The organism is Streptomyces sp. NPDC028368 (assembly GCF_055565615.1).
Genome location: NZ_JBVHTY010000005.1, coordinates 163,441 through 179,129 on the forward strand (window position 1 = coordinate 163,441; position 15,689 = coordinate 179,129).

A 15,689-nucleotide genomic window follows, 5' to 3' on the forward strand; every position below is an offset into this window, starting at 1 on the left:
CGAGCGCGTGGCCGAGGCGGCAGGGTTCCAGGGGACTGAACGGCCGCGCGGCCGATGGCTGCGCAGAACCGTGGCACTGTTCACCGGAACACCCCTGCTCGCAGGAGTGCTGCTGGTCCCGCAGGCCCCCTCCGCACAGGCCGCCCCCACGGGCTCCCGCACGGTCGACGTCGCCATCGAGTCGATGACGCCGTCCGCCCCCACGAAGGCAGATACGGTCACCGTCTCCGGCACGCTGACCAACGACGGCAGCAGCACGATCACCAACGCGCATGTCGGAATCCACCGTGGTTCATCTCTCAGCGGCCGCAGCTCCATCGACACCGCGTCCCAGCGCACCGGCTACGTGCCTGGCGTCGACGGGCCGGAGGTCAAGGGGCACAAGGAGAAGGTCGACAAGCTGGCTCCCGGCGCCAGCCGCCCCTTCTCCCTCAGCGTGCCGGTCAAGGACCTCGACCTCGGCGACGACGGTGTGTACCAACTCGGTGTCTCACTGTCAGGACGCACCCAGGGCGCTGCCATCGACCGGGTACTCGGTATCGACCGCACGTTCCTGCCTTGGCAGAACGGCGCCGCAGCCAAGAAGACGCAGCTCACGTACCTATGGCCGCTGATCTCCACCACCCACCTCACTGCCGAGACCGACGCCGCGCAGACTCCGGTCTTCCGCAACGACGACCTTGCCGCGGAGCTCGCACCCGGCGGCCGGTTGCAGCAGATGGTGGCGTTCGCCAAGAACCTGCCGGTGACTTTCGTCATTGATCCCGACCTGCTCGCCACGGTCGACGCCATGACCAGGTCGTACAAGATCGACGGCCCGGACGGCCCCGCGGGCAAGAATCAGGCTGTCGCCAAGCAGTGGCTCAATGACCTCGAGAAAGCGGTGAAGACGCACGAGGTCATCGCGCTGCCGTTCGCCGACCCCGACCTCGCCTCGCTCGCCCACCACGGCAAGAGCGTCCCCAGCGCGCTCAGCCACCTCGGTCCGGCCACCGACCTCGCCGCCAAGACCGTGGACACCGTCCTGGGTGTCACGCCGCGTACGGACTTCGCCTGGCCCGTCAACGGCGCCATCGACTCCTCGATCGTCGATGTCGCCACTTCGGCCGGCGCGCACAACGTCATCACTCGCAGCGACAGCCTGCGCGAGGTCGGCGGACTGCCTTACACCCCGACGGCGGCCCGCCCCATCGGCGGCGGCACCACCGCCATCGTCGCGGACGCACGGCTCTCCCGGGCGTTCGAGGGCGATCTGTCGAAGGTGGACAACGCCTCCCGCGCCGTGCAGCAGTTCCTCGCCCAGACCCAGATGATCAATCTCCAGGCCCCGGACCGGCAGCGCAGCATCGTCGTCGCACCACAGCGCATGCCGTCGGCCACCCAGGCTCACGCGATGGCCACGGCCCTGCGGGGTCTGCAGGACTCGGGCCGCTGGACGACGCCTCTGGACCTCAGCGACGCGACCACAGCCAAGCCCGACCCTGCCGCCACCCGCCGTGTGCCGAGCGGCGCCGCCTACCCGGGCTCGCTGCGCAGGGAAGAACTCCCCACCAAGGCCTTCCGCCAGATCCAGAACACCCAGTCCGCACTGGACGACTACCGGGTGATCCTGGCCCAGCCGGAGCGTGTGGTGACCCCGTTCGGCACCGCCATAATGCGGGAGATGTCGACCGCCTGGCGGGGCGATCCGACAGGTGCCGGGTCCTTCCGCCGCTCCGTGCGCAGCTATCTCGACGGCCTGGCCAAGAAGGTCCATCTGATCCAGAAGTCGGATGCGACACTCTCCGGGCGCAGCGCGACGATTCCGGTGACGGTGCAGAACAACCTGGTGCAGGGCGTCGAGGGCATGACGCTCAAGCTGACCTCGTCCCAGCCCAACCGCCTGGACGTGGGGGAGTCGCAGCAGATCAAGGTCGACGGCGGGCACAGCCAGTCGTTCAAGTTCAACACCACTGCGAACGCCAACGGACGAGCCTGGGTGACCGCCCAGCTCTACACGGCGGACGGAAAGCCCTACGGTGAGCCGATGACGTTCCAGGTGAACGTCACCGAGATCACCGCGACCGTGATGCTCGTCATCGCCGGCGGCGTACTGCTGCTGGTCCTCGCCGGCGTGCGGATCTACCTCCAGCGCAAGCGGATGGCCACGGCGCCCACCGAGGACGGGCCCGACGACGAGGGCCCGGACGGCGAAGAAGGCACGAACGGGGACAACGGCGGCACGGACGGCGATAAGCCCGAGCAGCCGAGTGACCCCACGCCGGACACCGGTTCGGAAAGCACCGACCCGTCCGGCTCAGGTGAGAAAGTGGACCGTTGATAGATGGCGGGGCCGGATGGCCCGCGACGGATGAGATGGGGCAGCGATGAACGCGCCGTACGACGGTGACCGCAGCCGGGACGCCCATGGCGACCCCGCTGGGCCGGTCCCTGCGACGCCCCAGGTGCCCGCAGCTTCCGGCCCCTACACCCAGGACTCCCCTGTCCAGGACGCCTACCGCGGCAACCCGCTCCACGCTCAGCACCCGACGGCCCAGGATCCGCCCGCCCCGGCGCACTACGACCGCGCCGTGCAGCCCCCGCCTCCCGGCGAGCACACGCAGCCGCTCTACCGGCAGCCTCCCGCGGCACAGCACACCCCCGACCCGCGGTTCTGGGCGGCGCCTCCGCCACCCGAGCCAGACGGTCCGACCCGCGACCTTTCATACGGCGACGCCGCCGCGACCACCCAGTTCGTGGGTGTCGACGACCTGATCACCCAGGCCTCCGAGGAGCGCCCGGAGTCCGATGCCTTCGCGCATCTCTTCCGGGACCAGCAGCCCTACGAGCCCCAGCGCCCCGCACCGGCACCGGCGGCACCCGCCATGGCCGGCGCAGTGGGGGTGCCGGGCCCGGAGGCCGTACCGGAGCAGCCCGCGCCGACTCCGGAGCCCGCACCCGCGGCGGCCGACAAGTCGTCCGGCGGCCGCGCGTCCGGCCTGCTCAAGTCCAGCGCCGTGATGGCCGCCGGCACGATGGTGTCGCGGCTCACCGGCTTCGTCCGCTCGGCGCTGATCGTCGCGGCGCTCGGCGGTGCGGTCCTCGGTGACTCCTGGCAGGTCGCCTACCAACTACCGACGATGATCTTCATTCTGACCATCGGCGGCGGCCTGAACTCCGTCTTCGTCCCGCAGCTCGTCCGCGCGATGAAAGAGGACGAGGACGGCGGCGAGGCCTACGCCAACCGCCTGCTCACACTCGTCATCGTGATCCTCGGAGCACTGACCGTCCTGGCCGTGGTGGCCGCGCCACTCCTGGTGAAGTTGGTCTCCTTCGACATCTCCCGCGATCCGGCAGCCAACGAGGTCGCTGTCGCGTTCACCCGCTACTGCGTGCCCACGATCTTCTTCATGGGTCTGCATGTCGTCATGGGACAGATCCTCAACGCCCGTGGCCGCTTCGGCGCGATGATGTGGACCCCGGTCCTCAACAACATCGTCATGATCGCCACCTTCGGCCTGTTCATCTGGGTCTACGGCTCGGCCAAAACGTCCCACATCGGCGTGACGACCATCCCCACCGAAGGCATCCGGCTGCTGGGGATCGGCACCCTCCTGGGCCTCGTCGTCCAGGCGCTGGCGATGATCCCGTACCTGCGCGACGCCGACTTCAAGCTCCGGCTGCGCTTCGACTGGCGCGGGCATGGTCTGGGCAAGGCCGCCAAGCTCGCCAAGTGGACGGTCCTGTTCGTCCTCGCCAACCAGGCGGGCGTCCTCGTCGTCACCCAGCTCTCCACCTGGGCCGGCAATACCGCCGACCGGCAGGGCCATCCGGGCACCGGCTTCATCTCCTACGCCAGCGCGCAGCTGATCTGGAACATGCCCCAAGCGATCATCACGGTCTCCGTGATGGCGGCGCTGCTACCGCGTCTGGCCCGCTCGGCGCACGACGGCGACACCGCGGCCGTCCGCGACGACATGTCCCAGGGTCTGCGGACCTCCGCCGTCGCCATCGTCCCGATCTCGTTCGGCTTCCTGTCTCTCGGCATCCCGCTGTGCACGCTGGTCTACGGCTCGTCCGGCGCCGGCATCCCCATGGGCTACATGCTGATGGCCTTCGGCGTCGGCCTGATCCCGTTCTCGGTGCAGTACGTCGTCCTGCGCGCCTTCTACGCCTACGAGGACACCCGCACCCCCTTCTACAACACGGTGATCGTCGCCGCCGTCAACGCCGTCGCCTCCGCCCTCTGCTTCCTGATCCTCCCAGCGCGCTGGGCCGTGATCGGAATGGCGGCCTCCTACGGCCTGGCGTACATCATCGGCGTGGGTGTGGCCTGGCGCCGCCTGAGCAAGCGCATGGGCGGCGACCTCGACACCGCGCATGTCGTGCGCACCTACGCACGGCTGGCCGGCGCCAGCGTTCCGGCCACGATCGTCTCCGGGGCCGTGGTGTACGGCATCATGCACACTCTCGACAGCGGGTTCCTCGGCTCGCTCGCCGCCCTCGTCGGCGGCAGCGTTGCACTTCTGGCGGTCTTCTACGCAGCCGCCCGAAAGATGCGGATTCAAGAGCTGAATGCCCTGGTCGGGATGGTCCGCGCCAAGCTGGGGCGCTGACCGAGCACAACCATCGGCCGCCACCGTGTGTCGTGCATAGTGGCGGACTGTGGGCACAATTGTCTTGGCTCATTGAGCCTGCAACGGATGGGGAGGCAGGAACGACGGTGGCGGAACGGAGCACGGCTGCCGTCGACGTGGCCGACACGAGCGGTGAGGAACCGCTGACCGCCAAGGCGGGTCAGGCCACGGACGACGGAGCGGAGGCCGAGAAGGTATCCGGCGGGGAAAAGGACACCGCACGCACTGACGAGATCGGTGCCGCGGCGGCCGAGTCCCAGCCACCGGAACTGCACAGTGGCCACAAGCTCGCCAGACGCTACCGTCTCGAGGAGTGCCTCACCCGTCTGGACGGATTCAGCAGCTGGCGCGCGGTCGACGAAAAGCTGCGCAGAGCTGTCGGCGTGCACATCCTGCCCTCCGACCACCCACGGGCCCGCCCTGTGCTGTCCGCGGCCCGCTCCTCCGCGCTCCTCGGCGACCCCCGGTTCGTCCAGGTCCTCGACGCCGTCGAGGAGAACGACCTGGTCTATGTCGTCCACGAATGGCTGCCGGACGCCACGGAGCTGACCACCGTCCTCGCGAGCGGGCCGCTCGAACCGCACGACGCCTACCAGCTCGTCAGCCAGGTCTCCCAGGCCATGGCCGCCGCGCACCGTGAAGGCCTGGCGCATCTGCGGATCACTCCCGGCTCGGTGCTGCGGACGGAATCCGGCCAATACCGCATCCGCGGCCTGGCCGTCATGGCCGCGCTGCGCGGCATCACCTGCGAACACCCCCAGCGCACGGACACCGAAGCGATCGGCGCACTGCTGTACGCCGCCCTGACCCAGCGCTGGCCGTACGAGAACGACGCCTACGGCCTCACCGGTCTGCCCAAGGGCGTCGGACTGGTCGCGCCCGACCAGGTGCGGGCGGGGGTCCACCGCGGGCTGTCCGAACTCGCCATGCGCGCGCTCGTCAACGACGGTGCCACGGCCTCGCGGCAGGAGCAGCCCTGCACCACGCCGGAGGAGCTGGCCAAGGCCGTCGCGGCGATGCCGCGTATTCGGCCTCCGGAGACGGCCTTCAACACGCCGCCGCCCTACCAGCGCACCGGATACCAGCAGGGCACCTACCGCCAGTCGCCGGCCCGCAACGGCCAGCCCGGCCGGCCGACGCAGGCCATCCCCACCCCACCGCCCCCATTGCAGAGCCGTACCGGCAAGGCGCTGAAGTGGTCCGTTTCCGCGCTGCTCATCGCGGCACTGGGACTGGGCAGCTGGCAGCTCGCGGACACCCTGCTCAAACTGGAGAACGACCGGGACACCCCGGGCAGTTCGCAGACGACCGGCGCCAAGGCCAAGAAGCCGGACGGCAAGCCGATCAAGATCGCAAATGCCGCGGAGTACTACCCCGACGGCAAGCCACAGCACCCCAACCAGGCGCAGGACACCTACGACGGGGACCCCGGCACCTACTGGCGCAGCCTGAGCTTCAAGCAAGGCCCCGACCTTGATCCGGCCTTCAAGCAGGGCGTCGGCCTGGTCTACGACCTGGGCTCGGAGCAAAAGATAAGCAGCGCGTCGATCGGGCTGCACTACGCCGGCAAGTACACCACCGTGACGCTGTATGCGGCCAACTCCCTCTCGCCCTCCGAACCGCTGAGCTCCATGCAAAAGCTCGGCAGCGCCCGGACATCGCAGACGACGGCGGAGGTCAAGCTCAAGAAGCCGGCGAAGGCGCGGTACGTCCTGGCCTGGATCACCGCCATGCCGTACTCCCCTAAAGATGCCTTCAGCGACCCCGGATACAAGCAGGGCGTGACGGAGGTTTCCTTCACCAGCTGAGAAGGCGGCGAGCTCAGCAGCTGTCCAGAAATAGTGCGGGGCCCCGGTCGGATGGAACGGCCAGGGCCCCGAATTCATCGGCATTTACTTTCCTGACCTGGCGGGCTTCAATGGGACCCGAGATCAGGCAGCTACGGCCGGGGGGCCCGTGTCCACCGACAGCGACGAGGCTTCGACACCAACCGACGCCGATCTCCTTGCCCTGCATGTGAAGGGCGACCCCGATGCTTTCGGGGAGATCGTCCGACGCCACCGCGACCGCCTCTGGGCCGTGGCACTGCGCACCCTCGGCGATCGCGAAGAAGCCGCCGATGCCGTCCAGGACGCCCTGGTCTCCGCCTACCGCGCGGCTCACACCTTCCGCGGGCAGTCCGCCGTGACGACCTGGCTGCACCGCATCACGGTGAATGCCTGCCTGGACCGGGCCCGCAAGGCCGCCTCCCGGCGCACCTCGCCCGTTGCCGAGACCGAGCGGCTGGAACAGCTCCTCGAGCCACAAGAGTCCGCCGCCGTTCCCGCCGAGCGGCACGACTTGCACCGACAGCTGCTCGGCGCACTGCGCACCCTCCCTGAGGAACAGCGCGCCGCGCTCGTCCTCGTCGATATGCAGGGTTATCCGGTCGCCGAGGCCGCCGAGGTCCTCGGGATCCCGACAGGGACGGTGAAGAGCCGCTGCGCACGGGGCCGCGCTCGGCTCCTTCCTTTGGTCACCCATCTGCGCGCCGAGGGCGGGGATAGCCGGCCTGCGAGCGGGGGAAGGAACCGGGCGCAGGGGACATCCGTCCCACCGACGGCAGGACCGAATGACACAGGTGCCGTGAAGGGCGGAGGTGGGCGAGCGTGACGTCGACGACCGGCTCGGAGGAGCACCCGGAGGTCGCCGAGATCTCCGAGTTCACGGACGGACTGCTGCCCCCGTCCCGCACGACGGAGCTCCGCGACCATCTCACCGACTGTCCGCTGTGCGCAGACGTCCATGCCTCCTTGGAGGAAATCCGGGAGCTACTCGGCACGCTCCCCGGCCCGGCTAGGATGCCCGCCGATGTCGCCGGGCGCATCGATGCCGCCCTCGCGGCCGAGGCTCTGCTGGACTCCACCACTCCCGCCACAGGGACTCTTGTTTCACGTGAAACATCCATCGCTCCGGCTTCGGTTTCACGTGAAACCAATGTGGAATCGCCCACACACGGCACACCGCCGGATCGACCAGCGGGTCGCCCCCGGGGTGCCTCCGGGCCCAGCCGCCAGGCACCGGGCACCCGCTCGTCCCGTTCGCGACGCTGGCCCCGGATCCTGCTCAGCACGGCAGCGGCTGCGGCGGCCATCAGCATCGGCGGTCTCCTCATTCAGAACGCTGCCACCGACGGCACACAAGCCACCAACCGGGACCACGCGAGCGCATCCGCCGAGCAGAGCCCCGACGGCTCGGCCCTGACCGCCGCGTCCCTCGGAACACACGTCCACGGCCTGCTCGCGGCGAAGCACGGACACAAATCCCCGGAGATCGGCACCCGCAGCTCCCCCGAAACGCCGCTACGGGGCGATGCCAACACCGCCCCGTCGTGTGTGCGCCAAGGCATCGGCCGTACGGAAGCGCCGCTTGCATCCAGCCAGAACACCTTCAACGGCAAGGACGCCTACCTCGTGGTGCTGCCGCACGCGTCCGACCCGTCACGCGTCACCGCCTACGTCGTGTCCGCCTCGTGCGTCTCCGCTACCCCACCGGCTCCCGGCACGGTCCTGCTGACCCACTCGTACCAGCGAGACTGAACGACGAGACGTGCGCTGTGGCACTCCGGGAATGCTGGCCCCGTAGGATCCGTTGGGTGGGGTGAGAGTTCCGAGACCCCAGCAAGCAGTCGGCAGAGACAAGGAAGACACCCGTGAGCGACGTTCGCAACGTGATCATCATCGGCTCCGGGCCCGCGGGCTACACGGCAGCGCTGTACACCGCCCGCGCGTCCCTGAAGCCGCTGGTCTTCGAAGGTGCCGTCACCGCCGGCGGCGCGCTGATGAACACCACCGACGTGGAGAACTTCCCCGGCTTCCGCGACGGCATCATGGGGCCGGACCTGATGGACAACATGCGAGCCCAGGCCGAGCGCTTCGGTGCCGAGCTCGTGCCGGATGACATCGTCGCGGTCGACCTCTCCGAGGAGGTCAAGACCGTCACCGACACCGCGGGCAACGTCCACCGGGCGAAGACCGTCATCGTCAGCACCGGCTCGCAGCACCGCAAGCTGGGACTCCCTCGTGAGGACGAGCTGTCCGGCCGCGGCGTCTCCTGGTGCGCGACCTGCGACGGATTCTTCTTCAAGGGCCAGGACATCGCCGTCATCGGTGGCGGCGACACCGCGATGGAAGAGGCAACCTTCCTCTCTCGCTTCGCCAACTCCGTCACGGTCGTCCACCGCCGCGAGGCCCTGCGGGCGAGCAAGGCGATGCAGGATCGTGCCTTCGCCGACCCGAAGATCAAGTTCGTATGGGACAGCGAGGTCGCCGAGATCCACGGTGAGAACAAGCTCACCGGCCTGACGCTCCGCAACGTCAAGACCGGCGAGACCTCCGACCTCCCGGTGACCGGCTTGTTCATCGCGATCGGCCACGACCCGCGGACCGAGCTGTTCAAGGGCCAGCTGAATCTGGACGACGAGGGCTACCTCAAGGTCGCGGCGCCCAGCACGCGTACCAACCTGACGGGCGTCTTCGCCGCCGGAGATGTCGTCGACCACACCTACCGCCAGGCGATCACCGCGGCCGGCACGGGTTGCTCCGCCGCCCTCGATGCGGAGCGGTTCCTCGCGGCGCTGTCCGACGGAGAACCCACGGCCGAGCCGGAGAAGACCGTCTCCGCCTGAACTCGCCCCCCCCCAGCTTTTCACCACCCACCCAGTAAGGAGATTGCCATGGCCGGCGCCACGGTGACCGTGACGGACGACAACTTCGAAGAGGTCGTCCTCAAGAGCGACAAGCCCGTCCTCGTCGACTTCTGGGCCACCTGGTGCGGCCCGTGCCGCCAGGTCGCCCCGTCCTTGGAAGCCATTGCCTCCGAGCACGACGAGATCGTCATCGCCAAGCTGAACACCGACGAGAACCCGGCGACCACCGCCAAGTACGGCGTCATGTCCATCCCGACCATGAACGTCTACCAGGGCGGCGAGGTCGTGAAGACCATCGTCGGCGCCAAGCCGAAGGCTGGTATCGAGCGGGAGCTGGCGGATTTCCTCCTCGCCAAGTAGTCATCACGTTTCACGTGAAACAACGGGCCCGTCCCCTCGTGGGGGCGGGCCCGTTCCCTGTGCGGCTGAGCCGCTACAGCGGTCGGAGCGCGGGTTCCTTCTGGACGGCTCCCAGCAAACGGTCCAGGGCCAGCTCCACGTCTTCCTTCCACGAGATAGTGGCCCGCAGCTCAAGCCGCAGCCGCGGGAAACGTGGGTGGGGACGTACGGTCTTGAAGCCCACCGCGAGAAGATGGTCGGCGGGCAGGACACACGCCGGCTCGGTCCAGCGGGCATCGCCGAAGGCCTCGATGGCCTTGAAGCCGCGCTGGATGAGGTCCTTGGCAACCGTCTGCACCATCACCCGGCCCAGCCCCTGACCCTGGTAACCCGGGGTCAGCCACGCCGTGAGCAGCTGCACCGCATCCGCCGACACCGGACTGGTGGGAAAGGCCATGGACCGCGGCACATAGGCGGGCGGGGCATACATCACGAACCCGACGGGGACGTCGTCGACATAGACCAGCCGCCCGCAGGAACCCCACTCCAGCAATACCGCCGAGATCCAGGCTTCCTTCTCCAGCTCGGGTCGGCCCGCCTTTACTGCGGCTTCGCCGCTGACGGGGTCGAGCTCCCAGAAGACACAGGAGCGGCAGCGCTTGGGGAGATCCGGAAGGTTGTCCAGCGTGAGCGGTACGAGCCGACGGCCCATGAAGCCAGATCCTCACTTCCCTCGCCTGCCGCACCGCGCAGCGCCGTCAGTGCCGCCTGCTCCCTGAGCAGGCCACCGACGAACCCTCCGACGGCAGCAAGGCCGAACCCCGCTGCCAACAGTCCGGTGCGGCTCACTGATCGCATGGCCTCTCCTCGTTGTGAGGTCTCTCCATGTGGATGCGTGCCATACCCGATCGCATCGTATCCACCCTTTACGGGCACGGGTACCGGCAAAGAGCAAAGGGCGGGCCGTGTTCCGGTATGGACTCCGGAACACGGCCCGCCCAAGAACCGACCCCGCGTCAGCTCATTCCGTGTCGTCGCTCTCCTCGGCGAGCGTCTTCCCCAGGACCGGACCTTCGCCGGGGGCCAGCGTGCCAAGAATGCGCTCCAGATCGTCCATTGAGGCGAACTCGACGACGATCTTGCCCTTCTTCTGGCCGAGGTCGACCTTCACCCGGGTCTCGAAACGGTCCGACAACCGCGTGGCGAGACCGGTGAGCGCGGGGGACACCAGAGCTCCCGCACGCGGCTTCTTGGCCTTGGGCGCACTCTTGGGGTCCGCCCCCAGGACCTTCACGATCTCCTCAAGGCTGCGGACCGACAGTCCCTCTCGCACAGCACGGTGCGCGAGGTGTTCCTGCTCCTCGTGATCCTCCACGGCAAGCAGGGCACGGGCATGTCCCGCGGAGAGCACACCCGCCGCGAGCCTGCTCTGGACCGATGGCGCCAGCTTCAGCAGCCGCAGTGTGTTGGTGACCTGCGGACGCGATCGCCCGATCCGGTCAGCCAGCTCGTCATGCGTGCACTTGAAGTCCTTCAGCAGCTGGTCGTAGGCAGCCGCCTCTTCCAGCGGATTGAGCTGTGCCCGGTGCAGGTTTTCCAGAAGCGCATCGAGCAGCAGCTTCTCGTCTTCCGTGGCCCGGACGATGGCAGGAATCTTCTCCAGCCCGGCCTCACGGCACGCCCGCCAGCGACGCTCGCCCATGATGAGCTCGTAGCGCTCCGGCGCGGTCTGGCGGACCACGACCGGCTGAAGCAGGCCCACCTCTCGGATGGAGACCACCAGCTCGGCGAGCGCGTCCTCGTTGAACACCTCCCGCGGCTGCCGCGGGTTGGGCGTGATCGCATCCAGCGGCACCTCGGCGAAATGCGCGCCCGCGACCTCTGATACGTCCTGAGGCATCGCCTCGGGCTCGGCCGGTGCCGTTGTTTCACGTGAAACACCGCTTGCCGGCAGCGCTGCGACCTTGGCGGCCGCCACCCCCCGGTCCGGTGTCAGTACCGGTACGGCCGACGGTGACGTCGCACCCCTTCCCACCACAGGCCCGTTGTCCGTGCTCTGCGGTGCCGCGGGGATCAGCGCACCGAGCCCACGGCCCAGTCCTCTACGTCGTTCGCTCACTGAGTCCCCTCCGACATGCTGTGCTGTCCTTCATAGTTGACGGCGAGGCCCTGACCACCGGTCTGAGGGGCCCCACGCAACGCGATCTCTCTGGCCGCTTCGAGATACGAGAGCGAACCGCTGGATCCCGGGTCATAGGTGAGCACCGTCTGCCCATAGCTGGGTGCCTCGGAGATACGCACCGAGCGGGGGATGCTCGTACGGAGCACCTCGTTCCCGAAGTGGCTACGTACCTCGTCGGCGACCTGGGAGGCCAGCCGGGTGCGCCCGTCATACATGGTGAGCAGGATCGTCGAGACATGGAGCTTGGGGTTGAGATGCCCCCGCACCAGGTCGACGTTCCGCAGCAACTGCCCCAGGCCTTCCAGCGCGTAGTACTCACACTGAATCGGGATCAGCACCTCGGCGCCGGCGACCAGAGCGTTCACGGTCAGCAGGCCCAGCGAGGGCGGGCAGTCGATGAGGATGTAGTCCAGCGGTTGCTCATACGCCTTGATGGCCCGGTCCAGCCGGCTCTCCCGGGCCACCAGCGAGACCAGCTCGATCTCCGCACCGGCCAGGTCGATCGTGGCGGGCGCACAGAACAGGCCCTCCACATCCACCACCGGCTGCACCACATCGGAGAGCGGCTTGCTGTCCACCAGCACGTCGTAGATCGATGGCACTTCGGCGTGGTGATCGATCCCCAGCGCCGTCGAGGCATTGCCCTGTGGATCGAGATCGACCACCAGGACCCGTGCCCCGTGCAGGGCCAGCGAGGCCGCCAGGTTCACCGTGGTCGTGGTCTTGCCAACCCCGCCCTTCTGGTTGGCAACCACCATGACCCGGGTCTGTTCGGGCCGGGGCAGCCCGTCGCCCGCGCGGCCAAATGCCTCTACCGCCAGCTGAGCTGCACGACCGATCGGGGTGTCGTCCATCGGGGGCGGCGTTTCACGTGAAACGTCGTCCCCGAACGACTCGTTACGGGGACCGGGGACCGGATCGGTCATCGGTCCCGCGATGTTGGCGTCGGACCGCAAGGATTCACTCTCCTCGACATCAGGCTCGCAATGGTCAGAGCCTGCCATGCTTTCGGTGTCGTGAACCAGTGAGGTCCGTTCTCCTGTGGACGAATCCACTTCTGTGGATACTTCCGTGACCCTTGTGGGCTTACGGTCGCGCGGCGCGGCGGCCGCGCGACCACGGTCAATGATCCCTTGCAGCAGAGAACGACGTTTCACGTGAAACACGATGCCAGCGCCGCGCCCGATTAAGTCGCGACACTCCGTCCTATGACGTTTTGATGGCGTTTACGGAATTTGCCTTATTCATTGCCGCGCAGCTGACAGGCCCGCGGCAGCGACGCCCGCCTGGGCGCCTCCGGCATCAGAACGTCAGCGCCGACGCCCTCTCGACACACGGCTGACGCGCGCCGCCTTCGCCCGCTTGGCCGCGAAGCGCACACCGCCAGGGCTCTCGCCGACCTCGACGCGCACGACGGTCGACGGCGGATCCACGATGCCCTCGCCCACGTGCACCACCGACGTCTGCACCACGCCGAGCTTGCTCAGCGCTGCCCGAGCCCCCTTGAGCTCTTCCTCCGCCGCATCGCCCTTGAGCGCCAGCATCTCGCCGTAAGGACGCAGCAGCGGAACGCCCCAGCCGGCAAGCCGGTCGAGCGGGGCGACGGCCCGCGCCGTCACCACATGCACCTGCGGCAGTTTGCCCATGACCTCTTCGGCGCGCCCCCGCACCACCGTCACATGATCAAGCCCGAGCAGCTCGACGACCTCCTGCAGGAAGTTCGTCCGTCGCAGCAGCGGCTCCAGCAGCGTGATCTTCAGATCCGGCCGCACCAGTGCCAGCGGAATACCGGGCAGCCCGGCTCCCGACCCCACATCACAGACCGAGACACCCTCCGGAACCACCTCGGAGAGCACCGCGCAGTTCAGCAGGTGCCGCTCCCACAGCCGCGGCACCTCGCGCGGGCCGATCAGTCCTCGCCTCACCCCCGCGTCGGCGAGCAGTTCGCCGTACCGCACGGCCTCCGGAAAGCGCTCACCGAATACCTCCTGTGCCGCCTTCGGCGCAGGAGGGAGCTCCGCTGCTGCCTCCGTCACGGGAACCGCCCTTCCTCTGGACTGCTTTTCCTGCCGGGAACCGGGGGATACGCCCCGGGATAACACAGAACGCTGACAACATTTGGCCCCGCCTGCGAGCAGACGGGGCCAAAGAGCCTGAAGCGCTGAAAGATCAGGCCGGGAGAACGACCACTCGGCGCTGCGGCTCCTCGCCCTCGGACTCGCTGCGCAGCCCGGCCGCGGCCACCGCGTCGTGCACGACCTTGCGCTCGAACGGCGTCATCGGGTCGAGCTTCACCGGCTGACCGGTGCCCTTGGCCTCCTCCGCCGCCTTCGCACCGATCTCGGCGAGCTCCGTACGCTTACGCGCCCGGAAGCCGGCGATGTCCAGCATCAGACGGCTACGGTCACCGGTCTCGCGGTGCACGGCCAGCCGGGTCAGCTCCTGCAGCGCCTCCAGCACCTCACCATCACGGCCCACCAGCTTCTGCAGATCGCGGCCGGTCGAGTCGCTGATGATCGACACCGCGGCACGGTCGGCCTCGACATCCATGTCGATGTCGCCGTCGAGGTCGGCGATGTCCAGCAGCCCCTCGAGGTAGTCGGCCGCGATCTCGCCTTCCTGCTCCAGGCGGGTCAGGGTGTCGGTGCCCTCGGTGCCAGGGGTCGTGTCCGTCACGAAAGGACTCCTTCTTACTTCTTGGTCGGGTGCTTGGGGCGCTGCTGGCCCTTGCGCTGTCCGGACTTGCTGTTACGGGACCCGGAGGCGGAGGCGCCCTTCGTGGACGCGCCGCCCTTCTCGTTGCTGTCCTGCGGGGCCTTCTTCTCCAGCGACTGCTTCTTCGCGTCGCCGTCATCGGACGAGGCACCGCCGCCCGTCGAACCCGCCCGCGTACGGTTCTGCGCGCCACCGGCCGGGGCACCTGCGCCGGCCGAGGGGTGCTGACGCTTGGCCTTCGGCTGACGCTTGGGCTGCTGGCGGTTCTGACGCGCCTCCTCGGCGGCCTTCTTCGCCTCGACCTCGGCCGGGTCCTCGACCAGCTTGCCCTGGGCCCGCAGCCGCTCCTGGCGCTCCGTGAAGGCCCGGCTGCCCGGGGTGGGGTTACGACGGATGACGAACATCTGCTGGCCCATGGTCCACACGTTGGTGGTCAGCCAGTAGACGAGAACACCGACGGGGAAGTTGATACCGAAGACGGCGAACATGATCGGGAAGACGTACATCAGCATCTTCTGCTGCTGCATGAACGGCGTCTTCACCGTGAGGTCGACGTTCTTGGTCATCAGCTGGCGCTGCGTGTAGAACTGCGACGCCGACATCAGAACGATCATGATGATCGTGACGACGCGGACGTTGATGACCGAAGCATCCAGGCTCTGGATCTTCGCCGCGCTGTCCATGAACTTCGCCGCCAGCGGCGCACCGAAAATGTGCGCCTTCTGCGCGCTCACCAGCAGTGCCTGGTCGATGAAACCGACCGTCTTGCCGTTCGCGATGTGGCTGAGGACCTGGTACAGCGAGATGAAGAACGGCGACTGGGCCAGAATCGGGAGACAGCTCGAGAGCGGGTTGGTGCCCGTCTCCTTGTAGAGCTTCATCATCTCTTCGGACTGGCGCTGCTTGTCGCCCTTGTAGCGCTCCTGGATCGCCTTCATCTTCGGCTGGAGCGCCTGCATGTTCCGCGTCGACTTGATCTGCTTCACAAAGAGCGGGATCAGGCAGATACGGATCAGCACCACCAGCGAGACGATGGACAGACCCCACGCCGCGCCGCTGTTCGGATCAAAGATCAGGCTGTAGAACGAGTGGAACTGGACGATGATCCAGGAAACAGCGTAATAGAGAGGATTCAGGATCGTGTCCACGA

Annotated in this window: 13 protein-coding genes; 7 read left to right on the top strand and 6 right to left on the bottom strand. The window is 68.1% G+C overall.

The window, feature by feature from the left end:
- Nucleotides 1-7: 7 nt before the first annotated feature.
- The 7 genes from ACZ4S3_RS13565 to trxA all read left to right on the top strand — a co-directional run bounded on the left by ACZ4S3_RS13565 (nt 8) and on the right by trxA (nt 9,663).
- Complete coding sequence (locus ACZ4S3_RS13565) at nt 8-2,320, top strand: DUF6049 family protein (protein WP_467931880.1); 2,313 nt, start codon at nt 8-10, stop codon at nt 2,318-2,320.
- Nucleotides 2,321-2,366: 46 nt separating this feature from the next.
- Complete coding sequence (murJ, locus tag ACZ4S3_RS13570; protein WP_467931881.1) at nt 2,367-4,595, top strand: murein biosynthesis integral membrane protein MurJ; 2,229 nt, start codon at nt 2,367-2,369, stop codon at nt 4,593-4,595.
- A 107-nt stretch (nt 4,596-4,702) separates the two neighbouring features.
- Complete coding sequence (locus ACZ4S3_RS13575; RefSeq protein WP_467931882.1) at nt 4,703-6,424, top strand: protein kinase family protein; 1,722 nt, start codon at nt 4,703-4,705, stop codon at nt 6,422-6,424.
- A gap of 148 nt (nt 6,425-6,572) precedes the next feature.
- A complete protein-coding gene (gene sigM / locus ACZ4S3_RS13580) occupies nt 6,573-7,268 on the top strand; it encodes an RNA polymerase sigma factor SigM (RefSeq protein ID WP_467931883.1) in 696 nt (231 codons plus the stop codon).
- Entirely contained in the window at nt 7,265-8,194 is a 930-nt protein-coding gene (locus ACZ4S3_RS13585) for an anti-sigma factor family protein (protein ID WP_467931884.1), read from the top strand. The genes sigM and ACZ4S3_RS13585 overlap by 4 nt, the downstream gene beginning before the upstream one ends.
- Before the next feature lie 113 nt (nt 8,195-8,307).
- Nucleotides 8,308-9,282, top strand: coding sequence for a thioredoxin-disulfide reductase (trxB, locus tag ACZ4S3_RS13590; protein WP_467931885.1), 975 nt, complete (start codon nt 8,308-8,310; stop codon nt 9,280-9,282).
- Between the two features lie 48 nt (nt 9,283-9,330).
- Entirely contained in the window at nt 9,331-9,663 is a 333-nt protein-coding gene (gene trxA / locus ACZ4S3_RS13595; protein ID WP_467931886.1) for a thioredoxin, read from the top strand.
- Between the two features lie 73 nt (nt 9,664-9,736).
- Here trxA and ACZ4S3_RS13600 read toward each other — a convergent pair whose 3' ends face one another.
- The 6 genes from ACZ4S3_RS13600 to yidC all read right to left on the bottom strand — a co-directional run bounded on the left by ACZ4S3_RS13600 (nt 9,737) and on the right by yidC (nt 15,687).
- A complete protein-coding gene (locus ACZ4S3_RS13600; RefSeq protein WP_467931887.1) occupies nt 9,737-10,354 on the bottom strand; it encodes a GNAT family N-acetyltransferase in 618 nt (205 codons plus the stop codon).
- Between the two features lie 309 nt (nt 10,355-10,663).
- Nucleotides 10,664-11,761: a ParB/RepB/Spo0J family partition protein gene (locus ACZ4S3_RS13605; RefSeq protein WP_467931888.1), complete on the bottom strand. Its 1,098-nt coding sequence runs from the start codon at nt 11,759-11,761 to the stop codon at nt 10,664-10,666.
- A complete protein-coding gene (locus tag ACZ4S3_RS13610; RefSeq protein ID WP_467932494.1) occupies nt 11,758-12,828 on the bottom strand; it encodes a ParA family protein in 1,071 nt (356 codons plus the stop codon). Before ACZ4S3_RS13610 ends, ACZ4S3_RS13605 begins: the two co-directional genes overlap by 4 nt.
- 306 nt (nt 12,829-13,134) lie before the next feature.
- Entirely contained in the window at nt 13,135-13,860 is a 726-nt protein-coding gene (rsmG, locus tag ACZ4S3_RS13615) for a 16S rRNA (guanine(527)-N(7))-methyltransferase RsmG (protein ID WP_467931889.1), read from the bottom strand.
- A 133-nt stretch (nt 13,861-13,993) separates the two neighbouring features.
- Nucleotides 13,994-14,500, bottom strand: a complete 507-nt coding sequence (locus ACZ4S3_RS13620) for a Jag family protein (protein ID WP_467931890.1) — start codon at nt 14,498-14,500, stop codon at nt 13,994-13,996.
- A 14-nt stretch (nt 14,501-14,514) separates the two neighbouring features.
- Nucleotides 14,515-15,687: a membrane protein insertase YidC gene (gene yidC / locus ACZ4S3_RS13625; RefSeq protein ID WP_467931891.1), complete on the bottom strand. Its 1,173-nt coding sequence runs from the start codon at nt 15,685-15,687 to the stop codon at nt 14,515-14,517.
- Nucleotides 15,688-15,689: the final 2 nt, after the last annotated feature.